This is a genomic window from Mesorhizobium sp. B2-1-3, from assembly GCF_006442495.1.
Lineage (GTDB): Bacteria > Pseudomonadota > Alphaproteobacteria > Rhizobiales > Rhizobiaceae > Mesorhizobium.
The window spans coordinates 1-16,705 of the sequence record NZ_VFWL01000025.1; the positions used below are offsets into that span (position 1 = coordinate 1).

20 protein-coding genes are annotated in these 16,705 nt (G+C 62.7%); 8 read left to right on the plus strand and 12 right to left on the minus strand.

Annotation, left to right across the window (positions count from 1 at the left end; translation table 11 throughout):
• Window positions 1–91: 91 nt before the first annotated feature.
• The 3 genes from FJ973_RS28320 to FJ973_RS28330 form a co-directional block, all read right to left on the minus strand.
• Window positions 92–700, minus strand: a complete 609-nt coding sequence (locus FJ973_RS28320; protein ID WP_140558683.1) for a transglutaminase-like cysteine peptidase — start codon at window positions 698–700, stop codon at window positions 92–94.
• A gap of 229 nt (window positions 701–929) precedes the next feature.
• Window positions 930–1,547 (minus strand): PilZ domain-containing protein, encoded by a 618-nt coding sequence (locus FJ973_RS28325; RefSeq protein ID WP_140493689.1) that lies wholly within the window; start codon window positions 1,545–1,547, stop codon window positions 930–932.
• 119 nt (window positions 1,548–1,666) lie between these two features.
• Window positions 1,667–2,299: a PAS domain-containing protein gene (locus FJ973_RS28330; RefSeq protein ID WP_140493687.1), complete on the minus strand. Its 633-nt coding sequence runs from the start codon at window positions 2,297–2,299 to the stop codon at window positions 1,667–1,669.
• A 401-nt stretch (window positions 2,300–2,700) separates the two neighbouring features.
• Between FJ973_RS28330 and FJ973_RS28335 the strand changes: the two genes are divergently transcribed.
• Entirely contained in the window at window positions 2,701–3,459 is a 759-nt protein-coding gene (locus tag FJ973_RS28335) for a rhomboid family intramembrane serine protease (protein WP_140522115.1), read from the plus strand.
• An 87-nt stretch (window positions 3,460–3,546) separates the two neighbouring features.
• Complete coding sequence (locus FJ973_RS28340) at window positions 3,547–3,978, plus strand: CBS domain-containing protein (protein ID WP_140493682.1); 432 nt, start codon at window positions 3,547–3,549, stop codon at window positions 3,976–3,978.
• 45 nt (window positions 3,979–4,023) lie between these two features.
• Here FJ973_RS28340 and FJ973_RS28345 read toward each other — a convergent pair whose 3' ends face one another.
• Window positions 4,024–4,281, minus strand: a complete 258-nt coding sequence (locus FJ973_RS28345; RefSeq protein ID WP_140493680.1) for a YjhX family toxin — start codon at window positions 4,279–4,281, stop codon at window positions 4,024–4,026.
• Window positions 4,282–4,560: 279 nt separating this feature from the next.
• Between FJ973_RS28345 and gatB the strand changes: the two genes are divergently transcribed.
• Window positions 4,561–6,060 carry an Asp-tRNA(Asn)/Glu-tRNA(Gln) amidotransferase subunit GatB gene (gene gatB, locus FJ973_RS28355; protein WP_140493678.1) on the plus strand — a complete coding sequence of 500 codons (1,500 nt, stop codon included), beginning with the start codon at window positions 4,561–4,563 and terminating at the stop codon, window positions 6,058–6,060.
• A gap of 4 nt (window positions 6,061–6,064) precedes the next feature.
• On the plus strand, window positions 6,065–6,559 hold the full coding sequence (locus FJ973_RS28360; protein WP_140558684.1) for a GNAT family N-acetyltransferase: 495 nt from the start codon (window positions 6,065–6,067) through the stop codon (window positions 6,557–6,559).
• A 57-nt stretch (window positions 6,560–6,616) separates the two neighbouring features.
• On the opposite strand, the gene panC is transcribed toward FJ973_RS28360, so the two are convergent.
• Window positions 6,617–7,468: a pantoate--beta-alanine ligase gene (gene panC, locus FJ973_RS28365; RefSeq protein ID WP_140558685.1), complete on the minus strand. Its 852-nt coding sequence runs from the start codon at window positions 7,466–7,468 to the stop codon at window positions 6,617–6,619.
• Window positions 7,465–8,307, minus strand: a complete 843-nt coding sequence (gene panB, locus FJ973_RS28370; protein WP_140558686.1) for a 3-methyl-2-oxobutanoate hydroxymethyltransferase — start codon at window positions 8,305–8,307, stop codon at window positions 7,465–7,467. Before panB ends, panC begins: the two co-directional genes overlap by 4 nt.
• Window positions 8,308–8,539: 232 nt before the next feature.
• On the opposite strand from panB, the gene FJ973_RS28375 reads away from it, so the two are divergent.
• The 3 genes from FJ973_RS28375 (at window position 8,540) to FJ973_RS28385 (ending at window position 10,069) form a co-directional block, all read left to right on the plus strand.
• Window positions 8,540–8,938: an NADH:ubiquinone oxidoreductase subunit NDUFA12 gene (locus FJ973_RS28375; RefSeq protein ID WP_140493670.1), complete on the plus strand. Its 399-nt coding sequence runs from the start codon at window positions 8,540–8,542 to the stop codon at window positions 8,936–8,938.
• Between the two features lie 116 nt (window positions 8,939–9,054).
• Window positions 9,055–9,612, plus strand: coding sequence for a DUF2155 domain-containing protein (locus tag FJ973_RS28380; RefSeq protein ID WP_140558687.1), 558 nt, complete (start codon window positions 9,055–9,057; stop codon window positions 9,610–9,612).
• Between the two features lie 73 nt (window positions 9,613–9,685).
• The gene (locus FJ973_RS28385) at window positions 9,686–10,069 is read left to right on the plus strand and encodes a hypothetical protein (protein WP_140558688.1); all 384 of its coding nucleotides are present in this window, start codon (window positions 9,686–9,688) and stop codon (window positions 10,067–10,069) included.
• Between the two features lie 12 nt (window positions 10,070–10,081).
• On the opposite strand, the gene aat is transcribed toward FJ973_RS28385, so the two are convergent.
• The 6 genes from aat to FJ973_RS28415 form a co-directional block, all read right to left on the minus strand.
• Window positions 10,082–10,699 (minus strand): leucyl/phenylalanyl-tRNA--protein transferase, encoded by a 618-nt coding sequence (aat, locus tag FJ973_RS28390; protein ID WP_140517639.1) that lies wholly within the window; start codon window positions 10,697–10,699, stop codon window positions 10,082–10,084.
• 27 nt (window positions 10,700–10,726) lie between these two features.
• Complete coding sequence (gene accC / locus FJ973_RS28395) at window positions 10,727–12,070, minus strand: acetyl-CoA carboxylase biotin carboxylase subunit (RefSeq protein ID WP_140493663.1); 1,344 nt, start codon at window positions 12,068–12,070, stop codon at window positions 10,727–10,729.
• Between the two features lie 10 nt (window positions 12,071–12,080).
• On the minus strand, window positions 12,081–12,542 hold the full coding sequence (accB, locus tag FJ973_RS28400; protein ID WP_140493661.1) for an acetyl-CoA carboxylase biotin carboxyl carrier protein: 462 nt from the start codon (window positions 12,540–12,542) through the stop codon (window positions 12,081–12,083).
• A gap of 26 nt (window positions 12,543–12,568) precedes the next feature.
• Window positions 12,569–13,003 carry a type II 3-dehydroquinate dehydratase gene (gene aroQ, locus FJ973_RS28405; RefSeq protein ID WP_140558689.1) on the minus strand — a complete coding sequence of 145 codons (435 nt, stop codon included), beginning with the start codon at window positions 13,001–13,003 and terminating at the stop codon, window positions 12,569–12,571.
• A gap of 145 nt (window positions 13,004–13,148) precedes the next feature.
• Window positions 13,149–13,952 carry a DsbA family protein gene (locus FJ973_RS28410; RefSeq protein WP_140558690.1) on the minus strand — a complete coding sequence of 268 codons (804 nt, stop codon included), beginning with the start codon at window positions 13,950–13,952 and terminating at the stop codon, window positions 13,149–13,151.
• 62 nt (window positions 13,953–14,014) lie between these two features.
• Window positions 14,015–15,406 carry a M48 family metalloprotease gene (locus FJ973_RS28415; RefSeq protein ID WP_140558691.1) on the minus strand — a complete coding sequence of 464 codons (1,392 nt, stop codon included), beginning with the start codon at window positions 15,404–15,406 and terminating at the stop codon, window positions 14,015–14,017.
• 146 nt (window positions 15,407–15,552) lie between these two features.
• Between FJ973_RS28415 and FJ973_RS28420 the strand changes: the two genes are divergently transcribed.
• A complete protein-coding gene (locus FJ973_RS28420) occupies window positions 15,553–16,701 on the plus strand; it encodes an aminotransferase class I/II-fold pyridoxal phosphate-dependent enzyme (protein WP_140558692.1) in 1,149 nt (382 codons plus the stop codon).
• Window positions 16,702–16,705: the final 4 nt, after the last annotated feature.

Sequence of the window (16,705 nt, forward strand, 5' to 3'; positions counted from 1 at the left end):
GAGGGTGGGGACTCGACCGGGTTTCTCCTTAGGCGCATCGCGTTGATGCGTAGCGCCTGGTCTCTGGTTCACGCGTGCCGGATCGACGCCTTCAGCGGACGCTGGCGACCGCGTCGGCGCGGCCGTCGTTGATCGTCACCCAGACGCCGGAATTGGTATCCGACTGTCGCTTGAGGTAGGTGTAGTCGGTGTCCGTCCAGGACAGGACCTTGGTTTCCAGATTGTCGAGGATGAATTCGCCGAGGCTGGTGCGCACGGTCAGCACCGCGTGGCCGTCACCGTTCGACTGGCGCGCGACCGTCATCAACAGGTTGCCGGCCGGAACGCCGGCGTCCATCAGCTCGCGGCGCTTTTCTAGCGCGTAGTCCTCGCAATCGCCATAGCCGTTGTCGGGATAGGCCCAATATTCCTCGACGCCGTTGTTTTCCATGTCGGTGCGCGGCTTGACGCGGGTATTGACCGAATTGTTGATGCTGAGGATCGTCGCCCACAGCTTGCGGGTCAGTTCGACCGGCGCCCCCTTGGGTGTCCGCTCGCTGCATTCGCCCGGCATGCGCTGGCAGAATTCATAGTGGCCGACAGGCTGTGTGGTGCGGCCGCCGGTGTGCATATAGGCCGGTCCCGCGGCATATGCTGATCCCCAAGCGGAAAGCTGCATCGCCATCGCCATCAGCAACAGCTTGCCCCTCGTTTTCTTCATTGTTTTTGTCTCCCCGTTCGAGGGAGACATTGCCACAGGTGGATTTATTCGACGCAAAAGCGCGCAGTAGACATTGAGTAAAACGCCCCTAGAATAAGTATCAAATTTGAAACTTTTGAATGGTCAATCGTTTAACGTTTCGGGGACTGAAGTGACTCGAATTGCGCTGTCGTGAAATACAAAAAAACCGGCCGCGAAGGCCGGTTTTGATCTGGACGCTGTTCGGCCTTCAGGCGCGCGGCGTGTTGAATTCCGAATCGAGCGTCTCAGGCCGCTGGATGACGGCGAATTCGATGGCGACGCCATCCTCGAAATGACGCACGATCTGTCCGCGCATGGTGCCGAGCATGACCTGGACGCCGATCGCCGGCTTGACGTCGATCTCGATCGCGGCGCCGGAGAGCGACAGGTCGATGATGCGGCACTGGTACTGACGGCCGTCGGTGAGCTGCAGGATGCTGGTCGGGTTGCGGGGGGCGACGCGCTCGTGGCGGCGGTCTTCCGGCAGATCGAGCTCGTGCTTGTTGGCGAGCCACGTCAATTGCGCGGCGAGCTTGTCCTTCTTGCGGTCCGACGCAATCACCGTCATTGCGAAACCGTCCTGCAAGGTGCGGGTGACGACGCCTTCTATGCGGCCGATATGGTCGACATAGGCGATGACCTTTTCACCGGGCATGCCGATGCGGTCCGTGCGAAACGCGACGTTACCCGGCGACATATCGACGACCTGGCAAGGATGTTCGGTGCGGTCTTCCAGCATGAAGCGCCCGTATATCTTGACCCGGACGCGCTGAAAGTTACGTCTCTCAGCTTGGGACGGCGCGTAGTCGACCGCCGCTGACCTCATGACTGCCTACACCCCGTTTGGCATCCCCGCGCGCCGATGCCAGGGACTTCATCCCAGAACTACAGCAAAGCGGGTTAACAAAGGGGAAAAACGGGCAGGCGGGGCTGTAGGATCGTCAACTATTCCTCGCGCCCGCCATCGAAGACGACGAGGTGGCGGATGCGGCGCGCTCGGCCGAGCGCGGAGATGGTTTCGGGCGCCTCCAGTTCGGCGGGAACAAGCGAGGGAACGTCGATCGCCGGCCGGCTCGCCAGCAACTCTTTTTCGGGATCGATGACACGGATCGAATCGATCAACGCGTCCGTGAGCGGGTCGGCGCCCAGCCAGAACGGCTTCTCCACAGCGCTGATCACGCCAAGGCAACGCGGGTTTTCGACGCCGCCATCCAGCGGTAAGGCAAGCAGTTCGAACTTGTTGGAACGGCCGTTGCGGCTGAAGCCCTCGAACATGATCAGCACGACGGATTTCTGGTCGAACACGCCATGGATCAGCTTCGAGACCAGCCGCTGGTCCTTCTCGCGCCATAGCGAGGGAAAGGAGAACCCCTTGAGTTCGCGGCCATAGGAGGCGCAGAGCCTTGTGCCGGCCAGCCGGAACACCGCTTGCCCACGCGTGTCCCTTTCCAGGATGAAGGTGTCGGCCAGCAGCGACTTGATATCGGCCGGCTCCACTTCCGAGCGCTTCGGGGCAGGGCGTCCATCACGCAAGCGGTTCCAATACTGGAACAGCGTGATCGATCCGTTCTGGTTCATGCTAAGCAGCTCCGCGCATTCTGTCGTCTGATGTCCCATCGGTGAACAGAAGGGCGCCCTCCGATGACCTACATGCGTTGCGGAGCAGGAAGCGTGCCAGCGTCGTTAACACTTGTTCACGGGTCGGGGCCGTTAAGGTTAACAAGTGGTTTACGTTGCGCCCGGTCGAGCCGCGTGGCACACAAAAACCACTCCAGAATCGGTCGTTTCGCGACGATCGGCAGCACTTCAGTCAAGAGTTCGGGGGAACAGGGGACTCGACAGCCGTTCAAGGGAAACCTTGGACGGCTTTCTTTTGATTCGGCACTTTTGATTCGCGCTCGGCGATTCGCCCTTTGTGGTCCGGCGGGCAGTGGTCTAGATGCTCGCAACGACGAATCCTGGACCGAGTGCTAGTGCGCATGAGTGAACCTGTAAGCCCACCGGAAATAGAACAGGCGGATCGCGAGCCCGAGCCGCGTCGCGAGCCGATCTTCAACCTGCCGCCGATCGTGCTGGCGGTGATCGCCATTTGCGTGGCCATCTACCTGTTGCAGCAATACGTGCTGAGTGATGCTCAGCAAATGACACTGCTTTACGATGGGGCCTTCATCCCTGTCCTCTACACCGGCCAATACGGCTTCGACTGGTTCCTGTTCACGCGGCCCTTCACCTATGCCTTCATGCATGGTGGATTTGCGCATATCGCCATCAATATGGTCTGGCTCGCTGCCTTTGGCTCGCCGTTGGCCAATCGGCTCGGAGCGTTCTGGTTCGCGTTGTTCTTCGCCGCGACGGGACTGGCTTCAGTGGCGCTTTTCTGGGCCATGCATCCATATGGCGAAGCGCCGCTGGTCGGGGCTTCCGGTGCGATATCGGGCATGATGGGAGCAGCGGCACGCTTTGGCTTCCGTACGGATCGTTCGGCGGGCAAAGCCGCTTTCGCCGGCCCCGTGCTGCCGATCGCAATGGTGCTGCGCTCGCGTGGCGTGATGATCTTCCTTGCCGTTTGGATGATGATCAATCTTGTCACCGGCCTTGTCGGCTTCGCCCCCGGCGTCGACAGCCAGATCGCCTGGGAGGCTCATATTGGCGGCTTTGTCGCCGGCTTCTTCGGCTTGCGCTGGTTCGACAGGCGTTGGCAGCCGCTCGATTGGGAGACGACCGACCACCGCACTTGAAATGCAACCGATCGCGGCGCACGATGTTCACTCTTACGTGAAAGCCGGTCAGGGCAGGAACCGGTTGGCAAAGTAGAGGAGGACGCCATGACGGTTAAGGCCATTCTCGAGCAAAAAGGCCACGACGTGTTGACGCTCGGGCCGAACGAAAAACTGAGCGAAGCCATCCGCATCCTTGCCGAACACAGGATCGGGGCGTTGGTCATCACCAATGGAGACCGCAAGATCGTCGGCATCCTGTCCGAGCGCGACATCGTGCGCGTCGTCGCCAGGGAAGGCGCTGCCGCGCTCGACATAGCCGTTCGTTCCGCGATGACGCCGAAAGTAAAGATCTGCAACGAGAATCACACCGTCAACGAGGTGATGGAGATCATGACCCGGGGCCGCTTCCGCCATCTTCCGGTGGAAAAGGACGGCATGCTCGACGGCATCGTTTCGATCGGCGACGTGGTCAAGCGTCGTATCGAGGATGTCGAGCGCGAGGCTGAGGAAATCCGCGCCTATATTGCTACCGCCTGAGCGGCAAGCAACCGCCGGCCGCGCAAACGGCCGGCGGGCGATAGGCTACCTGTTGTCGAGTTCGGAGCGGACGAGTTGGAGCCCGCGCCGCGTGATGCGGTAGGGGCCGCCGTCCGACGACGAAACCGCCTTCTTGCGCTTCAGCTTCCGAAACAGGTCGAGATCGACGCCGGGGTAGTGCCAGCCGTCGCGGGTCAGGCATTTGACGGACGCGATCCGCTTCTTCTCACTTTTTTCGATCTCGATGCGTCCGCCCTGCGCGAGCAGGTGCAGAACGCGTTGTTCAATACGCGAAATATCCATGGGAGAGTTTCCGGGAAAACAACAAAAGCCGCCGCCGCGAAGCTTCGCGGCACGGGGTTTCAGGTTTTCTGCCCTGCCTCGCTGCGAGGTCAGGGCCTTACCGGGACTGAGCGTAAGTGGACATCCACTCTCCATTGGGATGGATGGCCTATAGGCGAAAGCGGCGGAAAAGGCCAGCGAGCGGCTTTACGCTTGTCTCGCGAGGCGGTTTGCACTAGCGAAGTTGCAAATCAGGATGTGCAAAACGCACGTTTCCATCGTTCTACTACGCAGGCCACCATGAGCATCATCGATACCCGCACGCCCGACGCGAAACGCCTGATCCCCGGCGCCACCGGCGACTGGGAAATCATCATCGGGCTCGAGGTCCATGCGCAGGTGACATCGGAAGCAAAGCTGTTTTCCGGCGCTTCGACGTCGTTCGGTGCCGCCCCTAACGCCAATGTCAGCCTGGTCGATGCCGCAATGCCCGGCATGCTGCCCGTCATCAACGAGGAATGCGTCAAGCAGGCGATCCGGACCGGCCTCGGGCTGAAGGCGCAGATCAACCACAAGTCCGTCTTCGACCGGAAGAACTACTTCTACCCGGACCTGCCGCAGGGCTACCAGATCTCGCAGTTCAAGCAGCCGATCGTCGGCGAGGGCACGGTGATCGTCTCCGTAGGGCCCGACCGCCAGGGCGAGTTCGAGGACATCGAGGTCGGCATCGAGCGCCTGCATCTGGAGCAGGATGCCGGCAAATCGATGCACGACCAGCATCCGACCATGTCCTATGTCGATCTCAACCGCTCCGGCGTGGCGCTGATGGAAATCGTGTCGAAACCGGACATGCGTTCGGCCGACGAAGCCAAGGCCTATGTTACCAAGCTGCGCACCATCGTTCGCTATCTCGGCACCTGCGACGGCAACATGGACGAAGGCTCCATGCGCGCCGACGTCAATGTTTCGGTGCGCCGGCCGGGCGGCGAATTCGGCACGCGCTGCGAGATCAAGAACGTCAATTCGATCCGCTTCATCGGCCAGGCGATCGATTTCGAGGCGCGCCGGCAGATCGCCATCATCGAGGATGGCGGCACGATCGACCAGGAAACGCGGCTGTTCGACGCCGTCAAGGGCGAAACCCGTTCGATGCGCACCAAGGAAGAGGCGCACGACTACCGCTATTTTCCCGATCCCGATCTGTTGCCGCTGGAGTTCGACCAGGCCTATGTCGAAGCGCTGGCCAAGGAGTTGCCGGAACTGCCCGACGACAAGAAGGCGCGATTGATCTCCTCGCTCGGCCTCTCGACTTACGATGCTTCGATCCTGGTGTCGGAAAAGCCGATCGCCGACTATTTCGAGAAGGTGGCCGCCGGCCGCGACGGCAAGCTCGCGGCCAATTGGGTCATCAACGACCTGCTCGGACAATTGAACAAAGCTGGCAAGGACATTGAAAACGCTCCGGTTTCGCCAGACCAGCTCGGCGCTATCATCGACCTGATCAAGGATGGCACCATCTCCGGCAAGATTGCCAAGGACCTGTTCGAGATCGTCTGGAACGAGGGCGGCGACCCGCGCCAACTGGTCGAGAGCCGCGGCATGAAACAGGTTACCGACACCGGCGCTATCGAAAAAGCGGTGGACGAGGTGATCGCCGCCAACCCGGACAAGGTCGAGCAGGCGCGCGCCAAGCCGACCATGGCCGGCTGGTTCGTCGGCCAGGTGATGAAGGCGACCGGCGGCAAGGCCAACCCGCAGGCCGTCAATGACCTGGTCAAGGCCAAGCTGGGCATCGAGTAACGCCATGTTCGTGCGCACCGCCGGGGATCGCGACCTCGCCGCCATCCGGGCGCTGCTGGTCGAGACCTGGCATGCGACTTACGACGCCATCTACGGCGCCGAACGGGTGACAGAGATCACCGATGCGTGGCATTCGATCGCCTCGCTCGCGGCGCGGCTGGCAAAGCCGAACAGCGAGTTCCTCGTCGCCGACGATGGCCAGCGCATTGGCGGCATGGCATTTGCCGAAGCGGTCGATGGCGGCGGCTTGATCATGCTGAAGCAGCTTTACGTGCAGCCCCGCCTGCAGGGCCGGGGCATCGGCGGCATGCTTCTCGACGAGATCATCGAAAGCTTCCCTGAGGCCCGCGCCATCCGGCTGGAAGTGGAAGAGAAGAACACGCGCGCAATTGCCTTCTACCAGGCGAACGGCTTCGTCCAGACCGGCCGCACCGACAATTGCGGTTCGGCCCAATCCGCTATCCCGGCCCTCGTCTATGAAAGGCCGCTTGCCGCATAGCGGCGGACCTTTTCGGGTGCGCAATCCGGCGGTCGAATTCAGCGGTCGAGCCGCAGCCTAAGTGGTGGAGACGTCCACATTGTCGATCAGCCTGGTCTTGCCCAGCCAGGCGGCGGCGAGCAGGCGGCCCTCGTGCCTGCGGCGCCACGGCGTCAGCGTCCGGCTCTCGCGAGCTTCGACATAATCGATCTTGTGGAAGCCGGCCGCGAGTAGGGCGCGGCTGGCTTCGCCTGTCGCGCCGTTCTGGTCGGCGCCGGCCGCCAGCGCCGCGGCTGCCTTGCGCAGGATCACGTTGAGCCGGCGGGCGATCTGGAGTTCGGCCTCGCCGAGATAGGCGTTACGCGATGACATGGCGAGGCCATGCGCGTCGCGGATCGTCGGCGCGCCGATGATTTCAACGGGCAGGTCGAGGTCGCGGCAGAGCTGCCTGACGACGCACAATTGCTGATAATCCTTTTCGCCAAAGACCGCGACGTCGGGCGACGCCTGCAGGAACAGCTTCGCCACGACGGTGGCGACGCCTTCGAAAAAAGTCGGTCGAAAATCCGATTCGAGCCCGGCGGAGGGACCGCCGACCGAGATTTTGGTGGCAAAGTCGGCAGGATACATCTCACCAACCCCAGGCGTGTAGGCAAGATCGGCTCCGGCCAAAGCCAGATGGTCGAGATCGCGGGCGAGCTGACGTGGATATTTGTCGAGATCCTCGCTCGGCGCGAACTGCGTCGGGTTGACGAAGATCGAGACGATGCAGCGATCGGCTCTTTCAAGCGCGATCCGGATCAGCGACAGGTGCCCTTCGTGCAAGGCGCCCATTGTCGGCACCATGGCGACGCGAAGGCCGTCGCGCCGCCAGTCGCGGATCCGCGCGCGGAGGCCCGCGACCGTGTCGACGACGAGGGGCCGGCTCATCTGTTGTCCTTGCCCAAGGTGGCCGAAAACACATTTTCGGGACCGGGGAATGTCCGGTGTCGTACCTCGCTGGCGTAACGTGCGGCCGCCTGCGAGACCGCGCTGCGCAAATCGGCGTACTCCTTGACGAATTTCGGCACGCGGTCGACGGTGAGCCCGACCATGTCGTCTATGACCAGGATCTGGCCGTCGCAAACGCCGCTGGCGCCGATGCCGATGGTCGGAATGGCGATGCTGCGGGTGATTTCGGCCGCGACCGCTTCGACCGTGCCCTCGATGACCACCGAAAACGCGCCCGCTTCTTCGACGGCGCGCGCATCGGCAAACAGCGCTGCCGCATTCTCGTCGGTCCGGCCCTTGATCCTGTAGCCGCCATCCTTCTCAACGGATTGCGGCAGCAGGCCGATATGGCCCATGACCGCGATGCCGGCATCGACGACCGCGGCGATCTGCCGGGCCATACCGACGCCGCCCTCGAGTTTCACAGCCTGGCAGCCGGTTTCGCCAACGATACGCCGCGCCGAGGCAACCGCTTGGGCAGCCGAATCCCCATAGCTGCCGGCTGGCATGTCGACGACGACGCAAGCCCTGGCCGAGCCGCGCATCACCGCTTGCCCATGCGCGATCATCATCTCCAGCGAGGCGCCCAGCGTCGTTTTGTGGCCATGCAGGACCATTGCGACGCTGTCGCCGACGAGGAGCAGATCGACATGCTCGTCGAGCAGGCGGGCGATGGGGTAGGTATAGGCGGTGAGACAGACGATCGGCACGTCACGCTTTCGGCGGCGAATGGCGTCGGCACCGATGCGAATGTCGGCGGTCGGCGATTTCCTGGCCAATCGTCACCTCCCTCGGCCAACGGTCGGCCGGATACCCGCACGGGGCGCGCGCGCAGAGCTTTAGAAAGGCTGAGGGTGGTTGGCAAGCACCATACGGCGCCGGCAATGCATCACCGGCTTGTGTCGCCTTACCGGCGCGCCATTTGCGCCCTCTTGGCGGCAAGCCCCTTGCCTTCACGAAGGGCTGACGCCATAAGCAGGAAACGGACGCCATCGGCGCGAGGGTTTGAAGATGAAGACTTTCCTTACGCAGTTTTTCACCTGGTGGAACGGCCAGACGCTTGGCACGCGCCTGCACACCTGGCGGCACGGCAGGAAGGTCGGGCAGGACGAGGTGGGCAACGTCTACTACGAAGGCGGTGTCGATTCCGAAGGACGCACGCGCCGCTGGGTCATCTATCGCGATTATTCCGAGGCTTCTTCTATCCCGCCCGGCTGGCACGGCTGGATTCATCACCGCGTCGACGTCGCGCCGCCGAGCGACGATTACAAGCCGCGCGACTGGCAGAAGCCACATCAACCGAACCTGACCGGCTCGCCCTCAGCCTATCGTCCGAAGGGCTCGGTGCTGACCAACCAGCACCGCCCGCAGGTCACCGGCGACTACGACGCCTGGACGCCCGGATCATAAGCGGGCGTCGGTCCTTTATCGCCACAATTGGTGTCTAGCAGCTTGCTCATCAGAAAACGGCGACTAGCCTTTGTGATAGAGAGAATCACCCGGGCGCTAACCACCGGTATCCCTGCATGAGCATTTTCAGCCTGACATCGATGGGCGCACTGATAGTAGCCGCCGGGCTCACCTTTGGCACCGCGGCACTTGCCGCTTCGCCAACGCCGGCCGCACCCGCGCCGGCGCCGGGATCGGACCGAATCACCAACCCGGTCGCCGAATTCGCCGGCATCGACAAGATCACCGGCCGCATCATCACCTTCGACGTCTATATCGACGAGACGGTGCAGTTCGGTGCTTTGCAGGTGACGCCGCGCGTCTGCTACTCCCGGCCGCAGAACGAGGAGCCGAAGACCGATTCTTTTGTCGAAGTCGACGAGATCACGCTCGACCGCAAGATCCGCCGCATCTTCACTGGCTGGATGTTTGCCGAAAGCCCTGGTCTCAATGCCGTCGAGCATGCCGTCTATGACGTCTGGCTGAAGGCCTGCAAGCAGAAGTCGGATGTGCCAGCGCCCGATTCGGCCAAGACCGATGCGGCCAAGCCCGATACGGCCCAGCCGAATGCCACGGCCGCTCCGGCTGCGGCCGAACCGGAAGCCACGGAACCGCCTACGACCAGCACCAACTGATCCTTCGGAACCGCCCTGAGGGCAACGCGTTGGGCCCTGACGGCCACACGATGCGCGCCGGGAGGATTTTCCGATGTCTGCCAGAAAGCGGATCACCGCCAGCATCAAGGAACTGCTTGAGCTCGAAAAGGGCTTCTGGACAGGCGATTCGGCATTTTTCGCGGCCAATGCCGACACCGAGTGCCTCGTGGCATTTCCGCGGATGGCCCAGACCATGAGCAATGCCGATCTCGCCGAAACCGCCGCCGATCCCAAGCGATGGCGTGATCTCGAGATCGATCTCAAGGGCGTGGTCGAACCAGGCAGCGACATCGTCATCCTGGCCTATGAGGCGCATGCCGTGAAGGGCAATGGCGAAGCCTACGCGGCGCTGGTCAGCACCGGCTATGTCCATCGCGTCAACGGCTGGAAGATGATGTTCCATTCGCAGGCTCCGCTGGAAACGAAGGTCCGCTGACGGGCTGGATCATCAGGGGAAAAACACCGCTTCACCCTTCAGCGCGTCGGCCAGCATCTTCTCGTATTTGCCGCGCGGCACGTCGATTGCGCCGAAGCGCTTGAGGTGTTCGGTGGTGAACTGCGTGTCGAGCAGCGCGAAACCGCGCGCCTGCAGGCGTTCGACGAGATGCACAAGGCAGATCTTCGAAGCATCCGTTTCCCGGGAAAACATGCTTTCGCCGAAGAACACCCTCCCCAGGGAGACACCGTAGAGGCCGCCGACCAGCCGCTCCTCGCGCCAGGCCTCGACAGAATGGCAATGGCCGATGCGATGCAACTGCACATAGGCCTCCCGGATCGGCGCGTTGATCCAGGTGGAACGGCGCTCCTCGCGCCTTTCGGCGCAGCCATCGATCGTCGCCTCGAAATCGAAGTCGAAACGGATGTCGAAGAGGTTTCGCCGAAGCGCCTTCTTCAGACTTTTCGGCGTGTGGAAGCGGTCGAGCGGAATGATGCCGCGCGTCTCCGGCCGCACCCAGAACACTTCCGGGTCGGCGGCGCTTTCGGCCATCGGGAAGACGCCCGAGGCGTAGGCCTTGAGCAGAAGGTCGGTCGGGATACGATAGCCTGGCGCGTAGGGGCGAGTCATCGCTTCATTATAGCGGCAAGTCCGGGGCTATTCGCCTTTGGCCAGATATTTTTCCAGCCAGTGGATGTCATAGTCGCCATTGGCGATGTCGGCGTTGCCGACGAGGTCGCGAAACAGCGGCAACGTCGTCTTGATTCCGTCGACGACGAATTCGTCCAGTGCCCGGCGCAGCCGCATCATGCATTCGACGCGGTTGCGCCCGTGCACGATCAGCTTGCCGATCAGGCTGTCGTAGTAAGGCGGGATCTTGTACCCTGAATACACGCCGGAATCGACACGGATGCCAAGGCCGCCTGGCGTGTGGAAATGGGTGATCGTGCCGGGCGAGGGCGTGAAGGTGCGCGGATCCTCTGCATTGATGCGGCACTCGATGGCATGGCCCTGGAAGCGGATGTCTTCCTGCTTGACCGAAAGACCGCCGCCCGAGGCGACACGGATCTGCTCATGCACCAGATCGATGCCAGTGATAGCCTCCGTCACCGGATGCTCTACCTGCAGGCGCGTGTTCATCTCGATGAAATAGAACTCGCCATTCTCGTAGAGGAACTCGATCGTGCCGGCGCCGGAATAGCCGAGGTCGGCGATGGCGTTGGCGCAGATATCGCCGATGCGCGAGCGTTCCTCGGCGTTTAGCGCGGGTGAGTTGGCCTCTTCCCAGACTTTCTGGTGGCGACGCTGCAAGGAGCAGTCGCGCTCGCCGAAATGCACGCCCCGGCCAAAGCCGTCGCCGAACACCTGAACCTCGATATGGCGCGGCTTTTGCAGGTACTTTTCAATATAGACGGCGTCATCGCCGAAGGCCGCGCCTGCTTCCGAGCGGGCCGTCTGCAAGGCGACTTCGAGGTCGGCCTCGGTATGCGCCACTTTCATGCCGCGTCCGCCGCCGCCGGCCGACGCCTTGATGATCACGGGATAGCCGATCTCTGCGGCGATGCGCTTGGCCTCCTTTTCCTCGGTCACCGCACCATCGGAGCCGGGAACCACCGGGATGCCGAGGCGCTTGGCGGTGCGCTTGGCTTCGATCTTGTCGCCCATGATGCGGATATGGTCGCCGGTCGGACCGATAAAGGTAATGTTATGCGCGGCCAATATGTCGGAAAACTTGGCGTTCTCCGACAGGAAACCGTAGCCGGGATGCACGGCGTCGGCGCCGGTGATCTCGCAGGCGGCGACGATCTGGTGGATATTGAGATAGCTGTCGCGCGATGGCGGTGGCCCGATGCATACGCTCTCGTCGGCGAGCCGAACATGCATGGCGTCGGCGTCGGCGGTCGAATGCACCACCACCGTCTGGATGCCAAGCTCCTTGCAGGCACGCAGCACCCGAAGCGCGATTTCGCCGCGATTGGCGATGAGAATCTTCTGGAACATTAGGGCCGCTCTACTCGATCACGACGAGCGGCATGCCGTATTCGACCGGCTGTGCGTCCTCGAACAGGATCGCCGTCACCGTGCCGGCGCGCGGCGACGGGATCTGGTTCATCGTCTTCATCGCTTCGATGATCAGCAGCGTCTGCCCTTCCTTGACGTTCTGGCCGATCTCGATGAACGGCTTGGCATCCGGCGAGGGCGCCAGGTAGGCGGTGCCGACCATGGGGGAGGCCACGGCGTTTTTCGACACGTCGGCCGCGGCCGGAACGGCTGCGGTGGCAGGTTGGGCCGCTGGCGCCGGCGCAAAGGCCGGCTGCGGCGCGGCTATCGCGTGAACCGCCGGCGCCTGCCGCGATACGCGCACCTTCAGGTCACCCAGCTCGACTTCGATCTCCGTGAGATTGGTGTCGTTCAGTATGCCCGCGAGGTCGCGGATCAGCTGCTGGTCAACACCGGTCTTCTTTATCGACATTTTCGAGCCTTCTGTTTGTTGGCCGGTCATAGGCGTGCGGCCAGCGCCTGAAGCGCCAGCGTGTAGCCGAGCGGCCCAAAGCCACAGATCATGCCGACAGCGACCGGCGCGACCATGGAGACGTGGCGGAATGATTCCCGCGCATGGATATTGGAAAGATGGACCTCGGCGACCGGCAGCGGCGCCACGGAACGAATGGCGTCGTGAATCGCGATCGACGTGTGGCTATAGGCGCCGGGATTGATGACGATGCCGACGGCCTTGTCGCCGGCTTCCTGGATCCAGTCGACGAGGTCGCCCTCGTGGTTCGACTGGCGGAAATCGATTTCGAGCCCGAGCGCCGCGCCGGCCTCTCTGCAGTCGTCCGCGATGGTGGCAAGCGTCTTGCCGCCATAGATGCCAGGCTCGCGCTTGCCGAGCGCGTTGAGATTGGGACCGTTCAGGACGAAAACCGTTTTCAAAAAATGCCGACCTTTTCCGGCACCGGCGTCAAACCGGCGCTGGGCCCTCTATAATGGGCATAGACGCCCGCGGAAAGAGCGCAAGTGCGTTCTTTCACTGTCCACAACAGGCGGAAATGCGCCCGTGAAGAAAACCCGCGGCCGATCAAAGCGCGGCTTTCGCCGCCTCGATCTTCTCCGCCAGGACTTCCTGTCCGAGCGCCCCGAACACGACCTCGTTGCCGACGACATAGGACGGCGTTCCTGTGATCGCCAGCTTGTTGGCGAGATCGTAGGTCTTGGAGAAGGCTTCGGTGATGGACGGGTCCTTCATCTTTTCACGCAGCGTCGCTTCGTCGGCGCCGAGCGAAAGCGCGACCTTGATCGCCGCCGCCTCGGTGGCACGTCCCTGGCCGCCGAGCAGCGCATTGTGGAACTCGCCGTACTTCTGCGGCATCATCAGGTGGAAGGCCATCGAGACGACGCTGGCCTTCTGCGAATCCGGGCCGAGGATCGGGAACTCCTTGAGCACGAAACGCAGGTCCGGATCGGCCTTGGTCAGCGCCTGCATGTCTTCGATGGCGCGTTTGCAGAAGCCGCAATTGTAGTCGTAGAACTCGACGATCGTGACCTTGCCTTTCGGGTTTCCGACCACGCCGTCGAAGGAGGAGTTGAAGATCTGCTCCTTGGCGCCCTTGATGACGCCGAGATGGGCAATGCGCTGCTCTTCTTTCTGCTTGGCCTCGAGCGCATCCTGGACTTCCAGCAGCACTTCCGGATTCTTCAGGAGATAATCGCGGATGATGCCTTCGACCTCGGTGCGGTCGATCTTGGTATCGTCCGCTGCCGTCTGTAGCGGTTGCGCCGCACCGGCTTCCGCGATTTGCGGGCTGCCGGCCACGAAACCGAACGCCAGCATGGCAAGGGCTATCGCAACTCCCGTGGTGCCCAGCAGCAGTGCCTTTTTCATCGTTCCGTTCCTTTGCCTGTTTTCTGGCCTGGCTGCGTCGCAGCGCACGGCCGGAAGGTTCATTATACCTTGCCCGACGGCTTGTAGTTTATGATGTCCTGGGCGCGAATCCATCGCGGCTCGCCGCGTTTGAGTTGCTGCTGCGCTCGCATGGCGAAGATCTTCGCATCCTTGTAGTTACCGGAATAGAAATGACCCTCGGCCGTGGCAAGCTCGGCGCCTGGTATGTCTCCCAGTTCGCCATAGGCCTGCGCCAGATAGCGGTATCCCACGGAATTTTCCTTGTCGCGTCGCAAGCCGTTGTTGATCTGCACCACGGCCTTTTTCAGAGCGTCTGGGGTGCCCGTCGCCATCAACGCCTGGCCGAGCGAAACCGGCAGCAATCCGGATCGCGCCTTGTCGAGGCTGACCGCCTTGGCGTAGGCATCGGCAGCTTCCTTGGGCTTGTTCGCCTTCATCAATATATCGCCGCGCAATTCCTGGAAATAGGCGTTGCCGGGCTGGGCCTTGATCAAGGCGTTGGTCTTGGCGAGTGCGGTGGCGATGTTGCCGAAAAGATAGGCCGATTGGGCCTCGCCATACTGCGCGGCAAGGCTGCCCTGCATCTTTCGCATCAGCCGCGACGCGGCGGCCTGGCCTTCCATGTAGACAGCGATCTTCACCCGCATCATGTCGTGGCGCAATTGCAGTGCCGGCGCATCGACCTTGTCGAGATAGGGGCTCTGCTTGACCAGCACTTCGAGGTTGGAGATTCGATCGCGCGGCATTGGATGGCTGATCCGGTAGGGATCGACCTGCGCGCCCGACAGCGACAAGGCCGTCTGGAAACGCTGAAACGTCTTCAGCATGCCCATGCCGGACTGGCCGGTGGCGTTGAGATAGGTGATCGCCGAGCGGTCGGCCGTCATTTCCTCGGTGCGCTGATAGGCGAGAATGCTGCGCTGCGCCATCTCGCCGCCGCCAGCCGCCACGCCCACGCCGGCGCCGGCAAGTCCGCGGCTGTTGGTGGTCGCCCCGGCGACCATGGCGCCGGCGCCCAGCAAGGTTGCGATGATGGCCATCGTCTTGGCGCGCTCGAGCTGGTCACGCAGTTTCTGCTGGTGGCCGCCGGCGATATGGCCGGCCTCGTGGGCGATGACGCCGATGATCTCGTTGGGCGTTTCGGCTTCCATCAAGGCGCCCGTGTTGATGAACAGCCTGCGTCCGGTGACGAAGGCATTGAAGCTCTGGTCGTTGACCAGGACGATGTCGATGCCGTCATTCGCCAGACCGGCGGCCTTGAAGATCGGGCGGGCGTAGTCGCGCACCAGCGCCTCGATCTCGGCATCGCGCACCACCGGCACGTTCTGGGCCAAGGCGCTGATGGAACCAGACACCGCGACGGCGACGCCAAGCGAAAGCGTCGCAAGGACGCGCGCTACCCAGGCAACCATCGATTTGGGTCGGCTCAACATGACGTGTCCACTGGTAGACGAGCGGGCGAAAGATGAAAAGTCGGCACCGGAAAAACTTCCTCAACTTGTGATCCTCACACCAATCGGGCATTTGTGCGGCGCATGCGCCAGGACGTGGTGCGCTCAATCGTCGGATCGAGGTCAAAATGGTCGTTTCGCTCTCACGCCGTGGCAATGTCGAACCCTTCCACGCCATGGATGTGCTGGCCGAGGCGAACCGGCTGAGAGCGACGGGCGCGCCGGTCATTTCCATGGCCGTCGGCCAGCCGTCCGATCCGGCTCCGGCCCGCGTTCGTGCCGCGGCGGCCAGGGCTTTGCAGGACGGGCGTATTGGCTATACCGATGCGCTGGGCCTGGCTGGATTGCGCAAGGCGATCGCGGAACACTATGGGGATCACTACGGGCTTGATGTCGCGCCCGACCGGATCGCGGTCACCACGGGATCCTCGGCCGCCTTCAATCTCGCCTTCCTGGCAATGTTCGATCCCGGTGACCGCGTCGCCATCGCAGCGCCCGGCTACCCCGCCTATCGCAACATCATGGCGGCGCTGGGCATCGAAGTGATCGAGATAGAGCTCGGCGATGCGGCATATCTTCATGCCGCTCACCTGGAGACCGCGCATCGCGAAAAACCGCTGAAGGGCGTGCTGTTCGCAAGTCCCGCCAACCCGACCGGCGCGGTCATTCCGGCCGATGATCTCGCGGACCTGGTCCGGACTGCGGAGGCGCTCGGCATTGCCGTCATCTCCGACGAGATCTACCACCGGCTGGCCTATGCGGCGCCCGACACCACGGCACTCGCCTTTGGCACCGGTGTCACGGCGATCAACTCCTTCTCGAAATACTATTGCATGACCGGCTGGCGCATCGGCTGGATGGTGCTGCCGGAAGCGCTGGTGCGGCCCATCGAGCGCATTGCGCAGAGCCTCTACATCTCGCCGCCGGAATTGTCGCAGGTCGCTGCAATCGAGGCCTTTGCCGCTACCGAGGAGCTGGAAGCGGTCAAGGGTCGCTATGCCTGGAACCGCGAGCTCCTGATGAAGCGTCTGCCGGAGCTCGGCTTTCCGCTGGCCGCACCGATGGATGGCGCCTTCTATGCCTTTTGCGACGTCACCCGGCACAGCAATGACAGCATGGCTTTCGCCCGCAAGATGCTGGCCGAGGCGCATGTCGCGGCCACGCCCGGCCGTGATTTCGACACCCAGGCCGGGCACCGCACCATGCGTTTCTCCTATGCCGGCAGCCATGACGACATGGTCGAGGCATTGGCGCGCATCGAACGCTGGCTGAGGTAGATCC